Origin of the sequence: Mucilaginibacter sp. SMC90, assembly GCF_022811725.1 — a bacterium.
Lineage (GTDB): Bacteria > Bacteroidota > Bacteroidia > Sphingobacteriales > Sphingobacteriaceae > Mucilaginibacter.
In genome coordinates this window covers 7,645,919-7,662,604 of the sequence record NZ_CP094527.1, presented here as the reverse complement: position 1 = coordinate 7,662,604, position 16,686 = coordinate 7,645,919, and the positions used below count along the sequence as shown (strand labels likewise).

Below are 16,686 nucleotides of genomic sequence, written 5' to 3'. Positions count from 1 at the left end.
TGCTTTTAGCTTTTATGCTTCATCAATATCAGGACCTTTTATCTTTTTACGGTCAACGCCGCCTTCAAGGGATAATAAAAATGCAGGCAGTAAGGTAAGATTGCTGATCATGGCAACAAGCAAGGTCATGGATAGCAGGATACCTAATGCCGCAGTACCTCCAAATTTTGATACCGCGAAAATCCCGAACCCGAAAAATAATACCGTAGCGATAAAGATCATACTTACGCCCGTTTCGCGGATGGTATCTGAAACTATTTGCGAGATACTTTTTTTGCTGTAGCGTAATTCGTGGCGATAGCGGGTAATGAAATAAATGGTTTGATCGGACGAGATACCCATCGCTATGCTAAATATCAATATGGTTGACGGCTTAAGCGGGATGCCGAAAAAGCCCATGATGCCGGCCGTGATAATAAGCGGTACCAGGTTAGGTACAAGTGATATGGCAATCATTTTTATACCGCGAAAAAGGATCCACATTACGCCGGCTATGAGTGCTATTGCCCAGGCCAGGCTTTCATAAAGATTTTTTAACAGGTAGTTGGTGCCTTTTATAAATATGACACTTGAGCCGGTTAGCTCCACATGAAACTTTTTAGGATTAAAAATAGAATCAATGCGCGGCTGCAGCTCGGCCAGTACCGTATTCATTTTTTTTGAGCCTGCATCAACCATTTCAAAGGTAACGCGGGTAACGCGATGCGTGCTGTCAAGATAAGTTTTCAGCAGGCCGCTTGTACCTTTGCCCGAGTTGCCTGCATAGTTAAGAATAAAGTTTTGTTCCAATCCGTCCGGTAAGCGATAATACTCCGGACTGCCGCCATAAAAGGCCTGCGTACTGAATTTCAAAACCTGGATCAATGATACCGAGCGGCTAAATTCGGGGTATGATGAGATGAGTTTTTCCAGCTTCTCCACCTTGCGGATGGTAGCCAGATTCATCACCCCATTTTTGCGTTTTGTGTCGATACTTACCTCTAACGGGAGTACCCCATTAAAATTCGACTCGAAAAATTTAAGATCATGAAGGGTATTATTGCTTTGCGGCAAGTCATCAACCACATAACCGTTAATGTTCATTTTTGCCATGCCAAAGCCGGCAATAATAATCAAAACTATAGTGGCGATGTAAATACTTTTACGCCTGGTATGCACCAGTTTATCCAGCATCGCCAGCAGGGCATCCATCAATTTACTGTCTTTAATACCTGTTTGGCTTGCCCTTGGTGCAGGAAGGAAGCTGAAAATAATAGGCACCAAAATAAGGCTTAATGCAAAGGTACCCAAAATGCCTATTGAAGCCACCAGTCCAAACTGTGTAAGCAGCTCGCTATTGGTGAAACATAATACACCAAAACCAATAGCTGTTGTAACGTTGGCTATAAAAGTGGTTATACCGGCGCGCTCAATTGCAACTTCTAAAGCAGCCATTTTATTGCCGCTGATACCGTATTCGTGAAAGTATTTATTGAGGATGAACACACAGTTAGGGATTCCGATTACCACAATAAGCGGAGGAATGATACCTGTAAGGATGGTCATTTCATAATGCATCAGCTGCAATATGCCCAGGCTAAACACAACACCCAGTATCACAATCATTACCGGGAAAATAACCGGAAATACCGAACGGAAAAACAGTAACAGAATAAGGCCGGTAATAGCTACCGAAAGGCTCAGGAATAACGAAAACTCGTGAGCTACAAGATCGCCAACCACGGTGCGTATAAGGGGTAAACCCGAGTAATGAACCGTGATGTTATGTTTTTTTTCAAATGCCTGCCCAAGCTGGTTTATCTTTTTGATGATAGGTACACGGAAGGGCGTATTGATGATCTTATCGTCAAAAGTGATTGCCATGAGGGTGCTCTGTCCATCATTACTTATAACTAATCCTTTATAAAAAGGCATAGATGCAAGCTGTTTTTTTACGCTGTCAACAGCAGCAGCTGTTTGCAGGGGGGCAGTAACCAGGGGTTTAAGAACAAATTTATGCTGCAGGGTATCCTTTTGCAGGTTGTAGATATTGGCCGCCGAGATTACAGCCTTAATACCTTTTGTTTTTTTGAGCTGCTCGCCAATCTGGTACCAGTCGTTAAAAACATCTTTATCAAAAATACCGGGCGATTTAATGCCGATCACCATCGATGATGCATCCTGCCCGAAAGTTTTCTTGAACTCGGCGTACCTGATAAATGCCGAATCGGTAACCGGAAGCACCTTACCGCCATTGAAAGTGATCTTTACCTTCGACGCTTCGTAGCCCATAAAAGCGCTCAGTGCCAAAACGCAAATAAAAATTATGAGCCTGTTTTTAAGAATTGCAGAAGCTATATGTTTCCAGAACATTATTAACGTGATATGTAAGAGAGAGCCGTAAAACTACGAAAAATGCGTTATCTGGCTATTAATGACTGTGATAATGTGACAAATATATAACGGGCAACGCGTTATGGCGTGGTTAATAGATTTATATACAGTATTTAGTGTTCAACTTTTTAAGTGTGAACACTTGTACTTGTTTTTTTTAATAAGTGGGCCTGATAATCAGCGTTTTGCATTTTTTATGATTCGGTGTTTTAGGAGGTGTGAACAGATTGTTGCTGATAACCAGCTTCTTAGGTTTTTGAAAAACAAAAGGCTGAACACCTGTTTTTGAAAAAGTTGAACACTTGTGTTATGCCGTTGTTGGTGTTGCTTATTGAAGATGAAATTATCTCTTAAAAAAGTATGTCATTTCGAGCGAAGCGCGGCAATCTCGTAGCCAATGCATGTCCGATCTGTATAGCTACGAGATTGCTTCGTCGTGCCTTCTCGAAATGACATGGGTTTTTAAATCAATATTTTCAATTGGTCTGCATCTTCCGAACATATGTAGTGAAAACGCCAATAACGGCTTAGTTAAGGATAACAACAATACCGCATTATAATGCCTCTCCTTATTTGCCCTTAAACTTTGTATTTTTGAACATGAAAAGGTTGGTACGCAGTTTTGGTTTCGCGTTTAAGGGTTTAGGGTATGCGGCCAAAACCCAACCTAATTTCAGGTTTCATTTGGTGGCCGGTACTATTACCGTGGTACTGGGCTTCCTTTTCCAGCTTTCAACTGCCGAGTGGCTTTGGCTTATGGTAAGCATCGCCATAGTGCTCATAACCGAATTACTTAACACATCGCTCGAAACACTAACCGACCTTGTTTCGCCCACATATAACGAAAAAGCAGGCCATGTAAAAGATGTAGCTGCCGGAGCAGTTGTTGTGGCGGCCGTGTTTGCACTGGCAACCGGAATAGTCATCTTTTTGCCGAAAATCATTTTATTGGTAAGACATGCTGCATAAAACCCGTGGCATCATATTCAGGGCTACCGATTACGGCGAAAGCAGCGTAATAGTCCAGATCTTTACCGAAAAGTTTGGTTTACAATCGTATATCATCAACGGCGCTAAAAAGCCTAAGGCTAAGATCGGCAGGAATATGCTGCAGCCCCTGCATCTGCTCGACCTGGTGGTTTACCACAAAAACACCGGAAACGTACAGCGTATTTCCGAACTGAAAAACGCGCCTGTGCTGCTTAGTATTCCTTATGATGTTATTAAAAGCTGCATAGCCATATTTTTAAACGAAGTTTTGTACAAAGCCGTAAAACAGCAGTCGCCGGATGAAAACCTGTTTGATTTTATTTTTAGTGCTATTGAGTGGCTCGATCACCAAACAGCAAGCGTGGCCAACTTTCATTTGGTGTTTTTAACCCGGCTCTCCCGCTACCTCGGCTTTTATCCCGACCGCTATATGGCCTCAGAAGCTGATTATTTCGATATTAAAAACGGGCAATTTACCCGTTATAAACCCGAAAGTATTTCATACCTGTCGCCCCCGCATACACAAAATTTCGGATTGGTATTACAAACCGGCTTTGAGGATATGCACCTGCTTAAGCTGGGCAATGATGAACGCCGTTACCTGGTGCAAAAACTGCTGGAATATTATGCCATGCATATTGAAGGGTTTGGCAACATCAAATCTGCCGATGTGCTGGAAGAAGTGCTGGCGTAGGTATTTATTCATCCTCCCTGTCATCCTGAGTGTTTAAATCCGGCGAATTCTGAAGGTGAAATGACATCTTCACCACGTCAATTGCGAGGTACGAAGCAATTTCCGACAGGCAGGTAAAAGACTTTATTCTATATACTTACATCGTCGCGCTCTTGGCCGCGCGGGGCCAGATACTTTTGTCTTGACACAAAAGTATCCAAAAAGTCAAGTCAGCAGATAGGCTTCTTTGCCGCACAGGCCTTTGCCCTGCAAACCGGGTGGAACCACGGGCTGCAATTATTTTGCTCCACCGCGCTCCCTATGCTTCTGCAAAAACTTGCTATGCCCCTTCCCGCGCACAAGGCCACCATTGTCCTGCCCGCTTTCACCCGAAGCTTATCTGCTGACGGGAACATCCTTCATTTATTATGTCATCCTGAATGATAGTGAACGATCTCCCACAGTAAGCATGTCGGATTTACAGGGCGAAGAAGATGTTTCACTGCGTTCAACATGGCAATTTTATTTTGTCGCCTTTCAGCTCCGTTGCTTTATTGAACCTTTCCATCCATATTCTCTATCCTTTCATCGATAAAACTTGCTATTATAAAACTTAATTTTTACTATTGTGTAATAATGACACAAAGAGTAAAACCTTAGTTGTCGTTATTGCCAATAAGCCCCTTTAACCTATTTAATTTTTAAACATGAGATTGAGCTGCAAATTGCACGTTGCCTGTGCAGGTGTTTTGCTTACGGGTGGAATCCATCGGGCAATACATGAAATTGTCAATTTGGGGCGTCTTGTTGTATTCTTGCTGACTTCAGCATGGGATATGCTGCCCCCGAATAAAACGCACGCTGCATTTTATGATAATGCGCTCATGCCCAAACAAGCTATAAACGAATTAAAACTAAAGTAAAACCAACCCGGCCTCTGCAATATTTTTTGCGGGGGCTTTTTCTTTAACCAGAATTATGAATAACCATGGCCAAACCAATTAAACTGATTACCCTGCTGGCCCTGCTGCCTGCAACCGCTGTTATGGCGCAAAACAAATGGACAGAAAGAAAAGCAGGTGATATTGCCTTTGTTACCAATAACGGAGGCCAAAATCTGGGATACTCCGGCACGTCTGGTGTAAAAATATTAACTGTTGATGGCTTTGCTTTTAAAGACCTGAACAGGAACGGTAAGCTGGATAAGTATGAAGACTGGCGCTTGCCCGTTGATGAGCGTGCTAAAGATCTCGCTTCAAAAATGAGCGTTGAGCAAATAGCAGGGCTGATGTTGTACAGCCGTCACCAGCCTATCCCGGCAGCGGCGGGTGGGCCATTTGCAGGAACTTATAATAATAAGGTATTTGCCGAAAGCGGCGCTAAACCGTCTGATCTTTCAGATCAGCAAAAACAGTTTTTAGCTAAGGACAATGTGAGGCACGTGTTGGTAACATCGGTACAAAGCCCCGAAGTTGCTGCCCAATGGAATAACAACGCGCAGGCTTTTGTGGAGGGATTGGGTTTGGGGATTCCTAATAATAACAGTTCTGACCCCCGGCATGGTACTATCGCTACTGCCGAATATAATGCGGGGGCGGGAGGGGCTATTTCTATGTGGCCCGGCTCGCTTGGCCTGGCTGCAACCTTTGACCCTGAAGTGGTAAAAAACTTTGGTCACGTAGCAGCGCAGGAATATAGGGCATTGGGTATTTCAACAGCACTTTCGCCACAGGTTGATATCGCTACAGACCCACGCTGGGCACGTGTTAGCGGTACTTTTGGCGAAGCCCCTCAATTAGCTGCCGATATGGCCCGCGCTTATATTGATGGTTTTCAAACTTCTGCCGGCGAAAATGAAATTAAAAATGGCTGGGGATATAACAGTGTAAATGCCATGGTTAAGCACTGGCCCGGCGGCGGTGCAGGAGAGGGTGGGCGCGACGCGCATTATGCTTATGGCAAGTATGCGGTTTATCCGGGGAATAATTTTAAGCAGCATTTAATCCCATTTACCGAGGGCGCATTTAAGCTAAATGGCAAAACCGGTATGGCCGCAGCTGTGATGCCTTACTATACCATTTCTTACAACCAGGATACCAAAAACCACGAGAATGTAGCCAATAACTACAACTCGTACATTATTAATGATCTGCTACGTAAAAAATATAAATATGATGGTGTTGTTTGCACCGATTGGCTGGTAACTGGTGATGAAACTACGGTTGATTCATTCCTTTCGGGCAAATCATGGGGCGTGGAAGGGCTTTCTATTGCACAGCGTCATTACAAAGTGCTGATGGCAGGTGTTGACCAGTTTGGTGGTAACAATGAAGTTGCCCCGGTTACCGAAGCTTATCAGATTGGTGTAAAAGAGCACGGCGAAGCATTTATGAGGGCAAGGTTTGAGCAGTCGGCAGTGAGGCTATTGCGCAATATTTTCAGGACAGGGTTATTTGAAAACCCTTATCTGGAGCCCGAAGTTTCTAAACAAACTGTTGGTAAACCTGAATTTATGGATGCCGGTTATCAGGCGCAGCTTAAATCAATAGTGATGCTGAAAAATAAGGCTAACATTTTGCCTTTGCAAAGCGGCAAAACTGTATATGTACCTAAAAAATTTACCCCGGCAGGCAGGAATTTCCTGGGCATGGAAACTCCCGAAAAACTGGAATACCCGGTTAATATGGAAACAGTTAAAAAGTATTTCAAAGTAACAGATAACCCCGATGAGGCTGATTATGCCCTGGTGTTTATTGCCAGCCCCAACAGCGGCGGCGGTTACAATAGCGCCGACGCTAAAAACGGCGGAACAGGTTATGTGCCTGTTAACCTTCAATATGGCGCGTACACGGCTACTGATGCCCGTGCAACCAGCATAGCAGGTGGTGATCCGCTGGAGAAATTTACCAACCGTACTTACAAGGGCAAATCAAGCACGGCTATCAATGTTACCGATCTGACTATGGTTACTGATACCTACGCTAAGATGAAAGGCAAACCGGTTATTGTATCTGTTGATATGAGCAACCCAATGGTATTTGCCGAGTTTGAAAAGGATGCCAATGCCATTATTGTTGATTTTGGTGTGCAAGGTCAGGCATCGCTTGATATCATGACAGGCAAGGCCGAACCATCGGCTTTGTTACCGCTGCAAATGCCGCTTGATATGAATGCCGTTGAAGCCCAGTTTGAAGATGTTCCGCATGATATGAAATGCTATGTTGACGAGCAGGGAAATAAATATGATTTCGGTTTCGGCTTAAACTGGAAAGGGATAATTAAAGATGGGCGAGTGGATAAGTATGTGAAGAGCGTGGTGAAGCCATAAGGAACCATATAAAATAAATAGAGCGTCATTGCGAGGTACGAAGCAATCCCAAACTATACAGGGCTGACCTGCAACTCGGGGATTGCTTCGTACCTCGCAATGACGCTTGTTTTAATATTTCTTAAAAGCTATTTAAAGTAGCGTTATTTTCTACATTGATAGATAGCCTCACTTCACAACCCGCTTGGCATTATCCTTTACAAAAGTATCCCAGCCAGAGTACGATTTTTTAGAACTTGCTTTACCCGATCCCGAACTTGTAGGGATCCGTTGAAACGAATGGCAAACGGCTACGGCCAAACCATCGGTAGCATCCAGAAAATCGGGGGTTTCTTTAAATTTTAACAGGCTTTGCAGCATGGCTGCTACCTGCTCTTTGGTGGCATTGCCATTGCCTGTTATGGATTGTTTTATTTTACGGGGGGCATACTCGGTGATCTCGATATTGCGCGATAATGCAGCGGCTATCGCCATGCCCTGCGCACGGCCGAGTTTCAGCATCACCTGGATATTTTTTCCGTAGAACGGGGCCTCAATAGCCAGGCAATCGGGATGGTAATTATCAATGAGGGCTACTGTTTTTTCAAAGATGCGCTGCAGCTTCAGCATGTGATCGTCGGTGGTGGGCATCTTTACTACGCCCATAGCCACCAGTTCAATTTTAGGGCCGGTTTCCTTAAGCAGCCCGTAGCCCATAACAGCTGTGCCCGGGTCAATGCCCAAAATGATCCTCTCCTTTAAATTTACGGCCTGCTGCATAGGCTCAAAGGTAACTAATCAAACTAAATTATTTAGCAAAATATCCATGTATTGTTGCCGGGATATCATGCGTGCCCCCATTGATTCGAGGTGGCCGGTATGTACCTGGCAATCTATTAATTTATAAAGACCGGTGTTACACAAGTAAATGAGCGCGGTTTTTGAGGCATTGCTAACGCGGCTAAACATACTTTCACCACAAAACACATCACCTGCATGTACGCCGTAAAGCCCGCCTACAAGGATTTCATCCTGCCATACTTCAACAGAATGGGCATAGCCTTCCAGGTGCAGGTGGTTATAGGCAGCAATCATATCGGACACTATCCAGGTGCCGTCCTGCCCCTCACGCGGCGCGGTTGAGCAGGCGGTTATTACATCGTTAAAACAGGTGTCGACAGTAACCCTCAACTTCCCCGACCGTAATACCTGCCGCATGGATTTGGATATTTTTAATTCGCCCGGATATAACACAAAACGCTCATGAGGCGAATACCACAGGATTGGCGTATCATCACTATACCACGGAAAAATGCCGTTTTGATAGGCAAGCAGCAGGCGTTCGGTGCTTAGGTCGCCGCCAACAGCCAAAAGCCCGTCTGGTTCGGCCAGATCGGGCTTTGGAAATATTAAACGTTCGTCGAGCCTGAATATCATCAGGCACAAATTTATGCTTTACGGCGTATCACCAGCTTTTTATTTTGGGCTTTGGCTATAGCATCCATATAAACCTGCATCTCGGTATATTTGGCAGCGGGGATCACGTGGTTTTTTAAATTGAATTTGGTAGTGCTTACCACCTGGTTTTTAGCCGCATCGTAAACGTATTTAACATCATAAGTGCCATAAGTGAATTTAAGGTTTTGATCAGCAGGCAGAGCGTCAATTTCAAAACCGGCAGGCAGATCGATAGTGGTAACACATGTTTTTAACATGGGTACCTCGAAGTAATAGTCGCTTTTTCGTTTTTCTTCTACCGGAAAGGTTGATTGCCACAAATCAAATACCCGGGGTTTATAAAATTGCTTACCGCCCGCAGATATATCACAAAACTTATCATACTCTAAATCGATATCAACTTCTTTTACACCGTTTTTATCGGTTGAAGGTTTAAAGTCAAAAACAGATGGCTGTTTCATATTTAACATCGTTATTACTTTTGTCTTTTGCTCATCTGTTTTCAAATACATTAAGCCAAGGTAATCATCTCTGTAATCGCCTGTACTCAAGATCTTCACCTTTGCTTTGGCGCCGCCATCGGCATCAAGGGTTATATGTACCTCGCTGTTAAACTGATTGTCGGTATCAATACTTTTAGGGGTTTTTACCAGTTTGCCGCCATCATCAGTAATCAATAAGGCATACCTGTTTTCGGTAAATGAACCTAACTTTCCAAATGCTTGCGTTTGGCTTGTGCATTCCAGCCAGGTTGTATCACTTTTAAGCGGTACACATAATATAATATGGTTAAAGGGATCGTAAGGGAAAGAAGGATCTGCAGGCTGCATGTTTGCGCCGGCGTTTATGATAGCATAGCAGGAAGGGATATCCACAGCTTTAAGCAATGCCGACATATAATTAGATAAAGCCTTGCAATCGCCATATTTTTTCTGATCTACAAATGAGGCCGGGAATGGCTTCCAGCCGCCTATGCCTAACTGGATACTTACATAGCGTACGTTTTGCTGCATGTATTCATATAAAAACTTAACTTTTTCTTTATCGGTTTTTATATCGGCAGTCATTTTCTTTATTTCCTCAATCCGTTCAGGACTAAGGGTGCACACATCGGCATTGAGTTTTTGCTGCCACTTACCGTAGTTTTGCCAGGTGCTTATATTACCCGGTACACCATAAAATTCAAAATCGCTGGCTGCAAAATATAGCCTTGGCAATACCCGCCATCCCTTTGATCCTAATTCATGTTTAAAAGCCTTTAGATTGGTCACTTTCCATGAATAGCTGTCAATTTTATCTGTTGTGGTTTTTTGCGGTTTAATAGTGGTGTTTTTATTTAAATACCTGAAGCCGGCATCGCTGTTAATTGAAATATGGAAGTAAGCGTTTTGAACAGATTGTTCGTAATCCTGATATGCCCAGCCACCCAAATCCATCAGGCTCCTGACATCTAAATCATAAACAAATTCAACTGTTGTTGGATAGGAGGCTATTGTATGACTTATAGCAAGCAGTCTGTCATCAGTTGCCATGGTTTCATTGTCAACGGCCAGCCTGTCATACATATCGCTTTTATGATATTTTTTGATCAAAGCACCATCTGCACCGTAAACCCGCATTTCAAATGAATTTACCAGGCTATACTTTCGGTTATATTGTAAAACTTTTTCGGCTTCATCATTCCCTTTTTCGTTCAAAATGGTAACAATAGTATGAAAATGTTCTTCGGCTTTGCCAGGGCCTATAAAATTGTCATCCTCCAGGCTGTAGCGCACAACCGAATTCGCATCCTCTTTTAATGAATCGGGAATGGTTGAGGCTATATAAAGATCTTTAGGGATGTTTTTATCCTGGCTGTAACATTTTACTGTTAAAACAAACAGGGCTGCCGCGGTTAGCAGCAACCTGTTAAAATATTTGCTGATCATATTATTAACTATGATTTTTTAAGTACTATTTGCTCGTTAAGCATTTCGTACATTTTTTTACAGAACTCATGAAAGTCAGAATACTCTTCTTTAAAGTATATTGATTTTTTATGATCGATATTAAGGCGTACCATGATCTGGCCATCCTGTTCGGCAACCAGGCGCTTAAAAACAATTGAATTATCAGGAGTGGCCATGCTTACACTTTTTGGCAGTGCATCAATTTTATAACCAGCAGGTAATTTAAAGATACCGGTTATTGCATAGTTGTCACGATAGCCAAAGTTGATGTCGGTAGTACGGTTTTCGCTTAAAAAAGGGTTTTTATTAAGATCGGTAAACAGGTTGGAATTAAAATAGATATAATTATCGTCCGAACCTGTTAAATCGAGATTGAAATTGATGTTTTGACGTAACGGAAGTGTATCAATATCAATATCTTCAATTTTTAACGACGATATTTTGAGGTTGTTATTATTATCACGCAGGCTTTCGATATATTTTTTTTCACCGTCGGTTTTATAATCTTTTACTGCATTGATCCTGTTGTAGGCAAAGCTACTGATATCGGCGTTGCCGGCCATTTTTCCATCGGGCTTAATTTCTGCGTTGATCAAAACCACCTGCCTAACCGGGTCGGTATTCTCTAAAAAGATCATATCGTAAGCGGCGTCAGTTTTATTTATTAAGAAACCAAACGAGTTGAGATAGTTGAAAGGGATTTGGTTATAAACATTGTATTTGCTTGTGGCGTCAAGAACGTAGTGCTTTGTACTATCAACGGGGATGTATGCTACAGTACTGTTAAATTGATATGAGTTTGGATAAGCAGGATTTATGCGGCCATGTTTACGGGTGCTAACCATCATAGGATAAGCCCTTATACCCGATTTTTGAAGCAAATGATAAAGGATCAGATTTACCTCTGTGGAGTTGCCTGTTTTCTTTTCCCATGCTTTTACAGTGCCATCATTGGTTGTCCTGTCGTAGGATTCATCCCATTTCATGGCGTTTTTAACCTCGTTAAAGATGTAGGCTATTTTTTCATCATCGGTTTTCAAAGTTTTTGCCTTGGCTATAATGGTTTCTTCGCCGGCAAGCTTACGGTTAAATTGGCCGCCAAAGTCATCCCAGCCAACAACGTTTTCGCCAACCTTTGCCCATGTGTCCGAAAAGCTGTGCATAAACGTTCCACGAATACTCAGCAGCTGGTAAAGGATCCGCTCTGAATTGTCGCTTATGGCATCCATAAACGGTTCTTCCTTTACCGAAGGTATGTTGGCCATAGCCTGGGTATGTGTATTGGTGCCCGAAACCTTATCAACTACCAGCGGGTAATGAAGGTTTACAAGGTTTTTATAGGTAAGAATATCAGGAATATTAGTATTGATCTCACTATAACGGGTTGGCAGATCGCCCTGAAAATACCAGTCTGGAAAGTCGGCTATATTGTTGATAGTATGCTTGTATTTGTATTCGATAATACTACCGGGTTTTACGTTTGGAAATGAGAAAACTATTGCTGAGCGGTTTTTATCAACTATTTGCGTGAAGATTTGCTTTTTATCTACTTTAATTGGTGTGGCAACTCCATTTTCAAGGTTAATGGTTTCGGCCTGCAGTCCGCTTATAAATTCGGCATGGTTAACGCTGAAATAAGTTAACCGGATATTGGCCTCATCTTTACCATTATCATTAAATATTTTGATACGCCTGTGCTTTTCAAATACGATATTGTATTGGGTGTCGAAATACACTTCGCCTTTATCAAAAAGAACTTCGGCGTTGGCATCTTTTTCAAAATCGCAGGCCTTCATTTCAAGGTCGGCTTTATCAATTTTACCAAAAGCCTGGGCTGTTGGAATAGCAGGGGCCTGCGCTTTTGCAGCAGTTGCAAAGGCTCCTATAGCAATAAGGGTTAATAACTTATTCATTTAAATTAATTGTAAGGGTTTAACTATAGTATAATTGGTTTGAGTTTAAGCAGATAGGTTATTAAGGATCAACACTTGATGAACGGGTTTTTGTTGTTTAGTTAGATTGACTTAATGAAGGATATGCGTTTGGTTTGGAACAGACAATAGCCGTTCCTTAACCGGTAGGTTCAACTTGTAAAATGAAAGTTTGGGTGCGCGTTTCTGCTTTTTCAACATCGGCAGCTAACGTAAATAGAACTGTTCCAAGCAGCAATAAGGGCCTGTTCATCGTGATGAGGTTTAATCAAATCAAAAGTAATAATAACTGTAATATTTAAAAGCAAATATTTTAGCCATTTTATTTATTAAAAATATCACCTCTGTCACGAAATAGCCGGAGCCATGTTATTTTGACATTAAAATTTCGTTTCGCGATGGCGTTTACGTACATTTATTTAATTGGCACTTTGATTGATATATTGTAATTAATGAAGCAAAAATTTTATGATACTGCTGTGAAGCAGGAAAAAGCTGTACTTGTTGGTGTAATAACACCAAATGAAACTGATGAGATTGAGAAAGAGCACCTTGAAGAACTTGAATTTCTGGCCAGCACTGCCGGAGCTTTAACAGTTACCCATTTTACTCAAAAACTGCAGCGCCCGGACAGGGCAACTTTTGTTGGCTCCGGTAAACTGGAAGACATTAAAGCTTACGTTAAGGAAGAAGAAATTGATATAGTTATTTTTGACGATGGCCTTTCGCCGTCGCAACTGCGTAATATTGAGAACGAACTACAGGTTAAAATTCTTGATAGAAATAACCTGATCCTGGATATTTTTGCAAGCCGCGCTCAAACTGCCCAGGCCAAAACCCAGGTTGAACTGGCTCAATTGCAATATCTGCTGCCCCGCCTTACCCGCCTCTGGACCCACTTAGAACGCCAGAAAGGTGGTATTGGTATGCGTGGGCCGGGTGAGTCGCAAATTGAAACCGACCGCCGTTTGATCCTGAATAAGATCTCGCTGTTAAAAGATAAACTGAAACAGATAGATAAGCAGAACGAAACCCAGCGCAAAAACCGTCATCAACTGGTACGTACTGCCCTGGTTGGTTATACCAACGTAGGCAAGTCGACAATCATGAACATGATTGCCAAATCAGAAGTGTTTGCCGAGAATAAGCTGTTTGCTACACTGGATACTACGGTAAGGAAGGTCGTGATCGAAAACCTGCCCTTCCTGATGTCGGATACGGTAGGGTTTATCCGTAAGCTGCCTCACCATTTGGTGGAGTGCTTTAAATCAACATTGGATGAAACCCGCGAGGCGGATATTCTGATCCACGTAGTTGATATTTCGCACCCTAACTTTGAAGATCAGATCCGTACGGTTAATGAAACCCTGAAAGATATCGGCGCTATTGACAAGCGCATCATCACTGTATTTAACAAAATAGATGCATTTAAACCCGAAGATCACCAGGTATCGCAAGAAGAACCACTAACACTGGAAGACTTTAAACAAAGCTGGATGGCAAAAAATAATGCACCAGCCATATTTATTTCGGCAACGAAAAAAGAAAATGTGGATGAGTTCAGGGCCTTGTTATATGACGAGGTGAAAGCCATACATACCGAGAGGTATCCGTATGATCAGTTGTTGTATTGATGATTGATCGGGTTATATAAAAGAAAAGGACGCATTTTTGAAGTGTGTCCTTTTTTTATTTTATACAAGAGTTTCCGGCGTAATGCGTTTTACCTCCATGAAAACCTGGTGCAGGTGATCAAAATCTTTATCAGTAGTTACTAAGGTTAGCCCGAGGAGGGCAGCTGTTGATGCTATCCACAAATCGTTTTTACCCATGTTACGTGGGGTGGCAAAACTGTATTCATCATATCCCGGATTACGCCGCTGTGAATAAGCATCGATTTGGGAGTATGCATTTATCAAACTTTCATTGACTTCCAATACGTTGCAAGAATCATAAAAATTTTTAACAACGTCCCATCTCTCGATGCTCCAATTGTTTTGAAATGCAAGTGATTTAAGTTCTCCTATTGAAACTATGGACAGATAAACTCTATCATTATCAAAATCAACAGGGATATTTCCTAAAACCCGTTTTGGGTTTTTACTTAAATACAATAGTATATTGGTATCAAGTAATAGGTTCATTTACTTGCATTAAGTGCTTCCAACGCACTTTTTAGTTCTTCGTCCGTTAAAAATGAATCCGAAGAAAATGAATCCATTTTTTCCTTAAAGTCGTTTAAGCTTTTTCCCATTTTTTTTGCAAAAGCAGTAGCTCCTCCTGTAGCTAAGACTTCGTCTATGCTATAAGTTTTAGGGTTTTCAGGAATATAAGGTGTTGTGGGCTCTTCTGTTTTGACTATTTTAAACTTCATTTTTTATCCTCCCTTCAACACAAATATAATCAAAATAACAGGAGCGTATTTACATATTTATGTAAATACAGATCAATCAGTCAAAAATATCCTATCCTTTATCTCCGGTATAATTCCCTTCTCCAAAGCGGTATCAAACATCAGGTTAATAGCTTTACGGCCTTCTTTACCCAACTCAACTGAGTATTGGTTTACATAAAGCTCAATGTGTTTATACATCACTTCTTCACTCATTTCCTGGGCATGCTGTTTAATAAACGCTAAGCCCGATTTGGGATTGGCAAAAGCAAACTCAACCGATTTACGCAGCACACGGTTTATTTTATGCTGAACATCCAACGGTAAGTTACGGTTGGCTACAATACCGCCCAGCGGAATGGCGCAGCCGGTACGTTTTTCCCAGTAATCGCCAAGGTCGATGATCTTTTTGAGGCCTTTGTCCTGGTAAGTGAAGCGGTTTTCGTGGATGATCAGGCCAACGTCTACACGGCTATCAAGCAAAGCATCTTCTATCTCTGAAAATACGAGTTCCTGTTTATTGGTAGCATCCGGAAAAGCGAGGCCTAATAAAAAATTGGCTGTAGTGTATTTTCCCGGGATCCCGATCAAAGGGTTGCGGGTGCCTGATTTTGGATCGTTGATCAGATTTTTCTCTAAATCCGGAACCGAAATTTCCAAATCCGAAATCAACAAGGGGCCTACGCCAAATCCCAGTGCACTGCCTGAGTCAAGCAGCACATATTTATCGGTAACGTAAGCAAAAGCGTGGTAGCTTAGCTTGGTAATATCAAGCTCACCGCGGAAGGCTTTTTGGTTAAGCGTTTCCACATCATCATAAAACACTTCAAACTCCAGGCCTTCTGTGTCAATTTTATGGTGGATGAGGGCGTCAAAAATAAAAGTATCGTTAGGGCAGGGCGAAAATCCGAGCGTTAGTTTCATACGGGGTAGTAGATTAACTGTTAATGATCTGGCCAACCAGGTCGATGGCAAATGTATTCAGATTTTTAATGGCCAACCCAATGTTCCAGGCCTCGCGGTTGCGTTTTTCAACATAATTTGACACTGCTCTGATCTGCATGCATGGCAGGTTCATCTGCCGGCAGGCGTAAAAAAAGGCCGCGCCTTCCATGCTTTCCAGTTGGGGGTTTAACCGTTGCTGTACTTTTTGGATGGATGGCTCATGCCCATGTACTGTATTAACGGTAATAGCCTTTGCCTTTTTCAAAAAAAAGTTTGGATAAACCTGCTCAAGCGATGTTGTGGGCGTAAAAACACTTTCACCAAAACCAAGGGTATCGATGGGGATAAAAGCCTCATCATCCTGTGCGCCAAGTTCGGCAAAGGTATCTTCGGTAACCTCCAGCACATCGCCTAAATGAAAATTTCGGTCGAAACTGCCTGCTATGCCCAAATTAAGCACGAGATCATAAGTATGGTTGCTTAATTGCCGGGCCATGCAAAAGGCTGTTGGCACCATGCCCGCGCCGGTTATCAGTACATCAACCTTGCTGCCAAAGGCATTAACCAATGGTTCAACCTCAAATTTGGTAGCTGCAACAATGAGTATAAGCATATTGCATTATTTTGACGGCTAATATAAAACAACTCACCTGTTTTTGTTTTGTATA

Annotated in this window: 13 protein-coding genes; 4 read left to right on the top strand and 9 right to left on the bottom strand. The window is 42.3% G+C overall.

What is annotated here, in order from left to right:
• Window positions 1-12: 12 nt before the first annotated feature.
• Window positions 13-2,352 (bottom strand): RND family transporter, encoded by a 2,340-nt coding sequence (locus MTO98_RS32025; protein WP_243483526.1) that lies wholly within the window; start codon window positions 2,350-2,352, stop codon window positions 13-15.
• A 621-nt stretch (window positions 2,353-2,973) separates the two neighbouring features.
• On the opposite strand from MTO98_RS32025, the gene MTO98_RS32020 reads away from it, so the two are divergent.
• The 3 genes from MTO98_RS32020 to MTO98_RS32010 all read left to right on the top strand — a co-directional run bounded on the left by MTO98_RS32020 (window position 2,974) and on the right by MTO98_RS32010 (window position 7,364).
• On the top strand, window positions 2,974-3,342 hold the full coding sequence (locus MTO98_RS32020) for a diacylglycerol kinase (protein WP_243483524.1): 369 nt from the start codon (window positions 2,974-2,976) through the stop codon (window positions 3,340-3,342).
• Complete coding sequence (recO, locus tag MTO98_RS32015; protein ID WP_243483522.1) at window positions 3,332-4,057, top strand: DNA repair protein RecO; 726 nt, start codon at window positions 3,332-3,334, stop codon at window positions 4,055-4,057. The genes MTO98_RS32020 and recO overlap by 11 nt, the downstream gene beginning before the upstream one ends.
• A 967-nt stretch (window positions 4,058-5,024) precedes the next feature.
• The gene (locus MTO98_RS32010) at window positions 5,025-7,364 is read left to right on the top strand and encodes a glycoside hydrolase family 3 N-terminal domain-containing protein (RefSeq protein ID WP_243483520.1); all 2,340 of its coding nucleotides are present in this window, start codon (window positions 5,025-5,027) and stop codon (window positions 7,362-7,364) included.
• A gap of 168 nt (window positions 7,365-7,532) precedes the next feature.
• Here the strand turns inward: MTO98_RS32010 and ruvC are convergent, their stop codons facing one another.
• The 4 genes from ruvC to MTO98_RS31990 are packed head-to-tail and all read right to left on the bottom strand — an operon-like array spanning window position 7,533 to window position 12,663.
• A complete protein-coding gene (gene ruvC / locus MTO98_RS32005; RefSeq protein WP_243483517.1) occupies window positions 7,533-8,123 on the bottom strand; it encodes a crossover junction endodeoxyribonuclease RuvC in 591 nt (196 codons plus the stop codon).
• 18 nt (window positions 8,124-8,141) lie between these two features.
• Entirely contained in the window at window positions 8,142-8,780 is a 639-nt protein-coding gene (aat, locus tag MTO98_RS32000) for a leucyl/phenylalanyl-tRNA--protein transferase (RefSeq protein ID WP_243483515.1), read from the bottom strand.
• A gap of 11 nt (window positions 8,781-8,791) precedes the next feature.
• On the bottom strand, window positions 8,792-10,729 hold the full coding sequence (locus tag MTO98_RS31995; protein ID WP_243483513.1) for a DUF3857 domain-containing transglutaminase family protein: 1,938 nt from the start codon (window positions 10,727-10,729) through the stop codon (window positions 8,792-8,794).
• An 8-nt stretch (window positions 10,730-10,737) separates the two neighbouring features.
• The gene (locus MTO98_RS31990) at window positions 10,738-12,663 is read right to left on the bottom strand and encodes a DUF3857 domain-containing protein (protein ID WP_243483512.1); all 1,926 of its coding nucleotides are present in this window, start codon (window positions 12,661-12,663) and stop codon (window positions 10,738-10,740) included.
• A gap of 470 nt (window positions 12,664-13,133) precedes the next feature.
• Between MTO98_RS31990 and hflX the strand changes: the two genes are divergently transcribed.
• Window positions 13,134-14,315 (top strand): GTPase HflX, encoded by a 1,182-nt coding sequence (gene hflX, locus MTO98_RS31985; RefSeq protein WP_243483510.1) that lies wholly within the window; start codon window positions 13,134-13,136, stop codon window positions 14,313-14,315.
• A gap of 60 nt (window positions 14,316-14,375) precedes the next feature.
• Here hflX and MTO98_RS31980 read toward each other — a convergent pair whose 3' ends face one another.
• The 4 genes from MTO98_RS31980 to mqnB all read right to left on the bottom strand — a co-directional run bounded on the left by MTO98_RS31980 (window position 14,376) and on the right by mqnB (window position 16,631).
• Window positions 14,376-14,825, bottom strand: coding sequence for a type II toxin-antitoxin system VapC family toxin (locus MTO98_RS31980; protein ID WP_243483508.1), 450 nt, complete (start codon window positions 14,823-14,825; stop codon window positions 14,376-14,378).
• Entirely contained in the window at window positions 14,822-15,055 is a 234-nt protein-coding gene (locus MTO98_RS31975) for a hypothetical protein (RefSeq protein WP_243483506.1), read from the bottom strand. The genes MTO98_RS31980 and MTO98_RS31975 overlap by 4 nt, the downstream gene beginning before the upstream one ends.
• A gap of 72 nt (window positions 15,056-15,127) precedes the next feature.
• On the bottom strand, window positions 15,128-15,997 hold the full coding sequence (locus tag MTO98_RS31970) for a menaquinone biosynthesis family protein (RefSeq protein WP_243483503.1): 870 nt from the start codon (window positions 15,995-15,997) through the stop codon (window positions 15,128-15,130).
• Window positions 15,998-16,010: 13 nt separating this feature from the next.
• Window positions 16,011-16,631: a futalosine hydrolase gene (gene mqnB / locus MTO98_RS31965; protein ID WP_243483501.1), complete on the bottom strand. Its 621-nt coding sequence runs from the start codon at window positions 16,629-16,631 to the stop codon at window positions 16,011-16,013.
• Window positions 16,632-16,686 lie beyond the last annotated feature (55 nt).

Excerpts from the sequence above, each read along its gene's own strand:
- MTO98_RS32025 (WP_243483526.1), bottom strand. The coding sequence starts at position 2,352 with ATGTTCTGGAAACATATAGCTTCTGCAATTCTTAAAAACAGGCTCATA.
- MTO98_RS32020 (WP_243483524.1), top strand. The coding sequence starts at position 2,974 with ATGAAAAGGTTGGTACGCAGTTTTGGTTTCGCGTTTAAGGGTTTAGGG.
- recO (WP_243483522.1), top strand. The coding sequence starts at position 3,332 with ATGCTGCATAAAACCCGTGGCATCATATTCAGGGCTACCGATTACGGC.
- MTO98_RS32010 (WP_243483520.1), top strand. The coding sequence starts at position 5,025 with ATGGCCAAACCAATTAAACTGATTACCCTGCTGGCCCTGCTGCCTGCA.
- ruvC (WP_243483517.1), bottom strand. The coding sequence starts at position 8,123 with ATGCAGCAGGCCGTAAATTTAAAGGAGAGGATCATTTTGGGCATTGAC.
- aat (WP_243483515.1), bottom strand. The coding sequence starts at position 8,780 with ATGATATTCAGGCTCGACGAACGTTTAATATTTCCAAAGCCCGATCTG.
- MTO98_RS31995 (WP_243483513.1), bottom strand. The coding sequence starts at position 10,729 with ATGATCAGCAAATATTTTAACAGGTTGCTGCTAACCGCGGCAGCCCTG.
- MTO98_RS31990 (WP_243483512.1), bottom strand. The coding sequence starts at position 12,663 with ATGAATAAGTTATTAACCCTTATTGCTATAGGAGCCTTTGCAACTGCT.
- hflX (WP_243483510.1), top strand. The coding sequence starts at position 13,134 with ATGAAGCAAAAATTTTATGATACTGCTGTGAAGCAGGAAAAAGCTGTA.
- MTO98_RS31980 (WP_243483508.1), bottom strand. The coding sequence starts at position 14,825 with ATGAACCTATTACTTGATACCAATATACTATTGTATTTAAGTAAAAAC.
- MTO98_RS31975 (WP_243483506.1), bottom strand. The coding sequence starts at position 15,055 with ATGAAGTTTAAAATAGTCAAAACAGAAGAGCCCACAACACCTTATATT.
- MTO98_RS31970 (WP_243483503.1), bottom strand. The coding sequence starts at position 15,997 with ATGAAACTAACGCTCGGATTTTCGCCCTGCCCTAACGATACTTTTATT.
- mqnB (WP_243483501.1), bottom strand. The coding sequence starts at position 16,631 with ATGCTTATACTCATTGTTGCAGCTACCAAATTTGAGGTTGAACCATTG.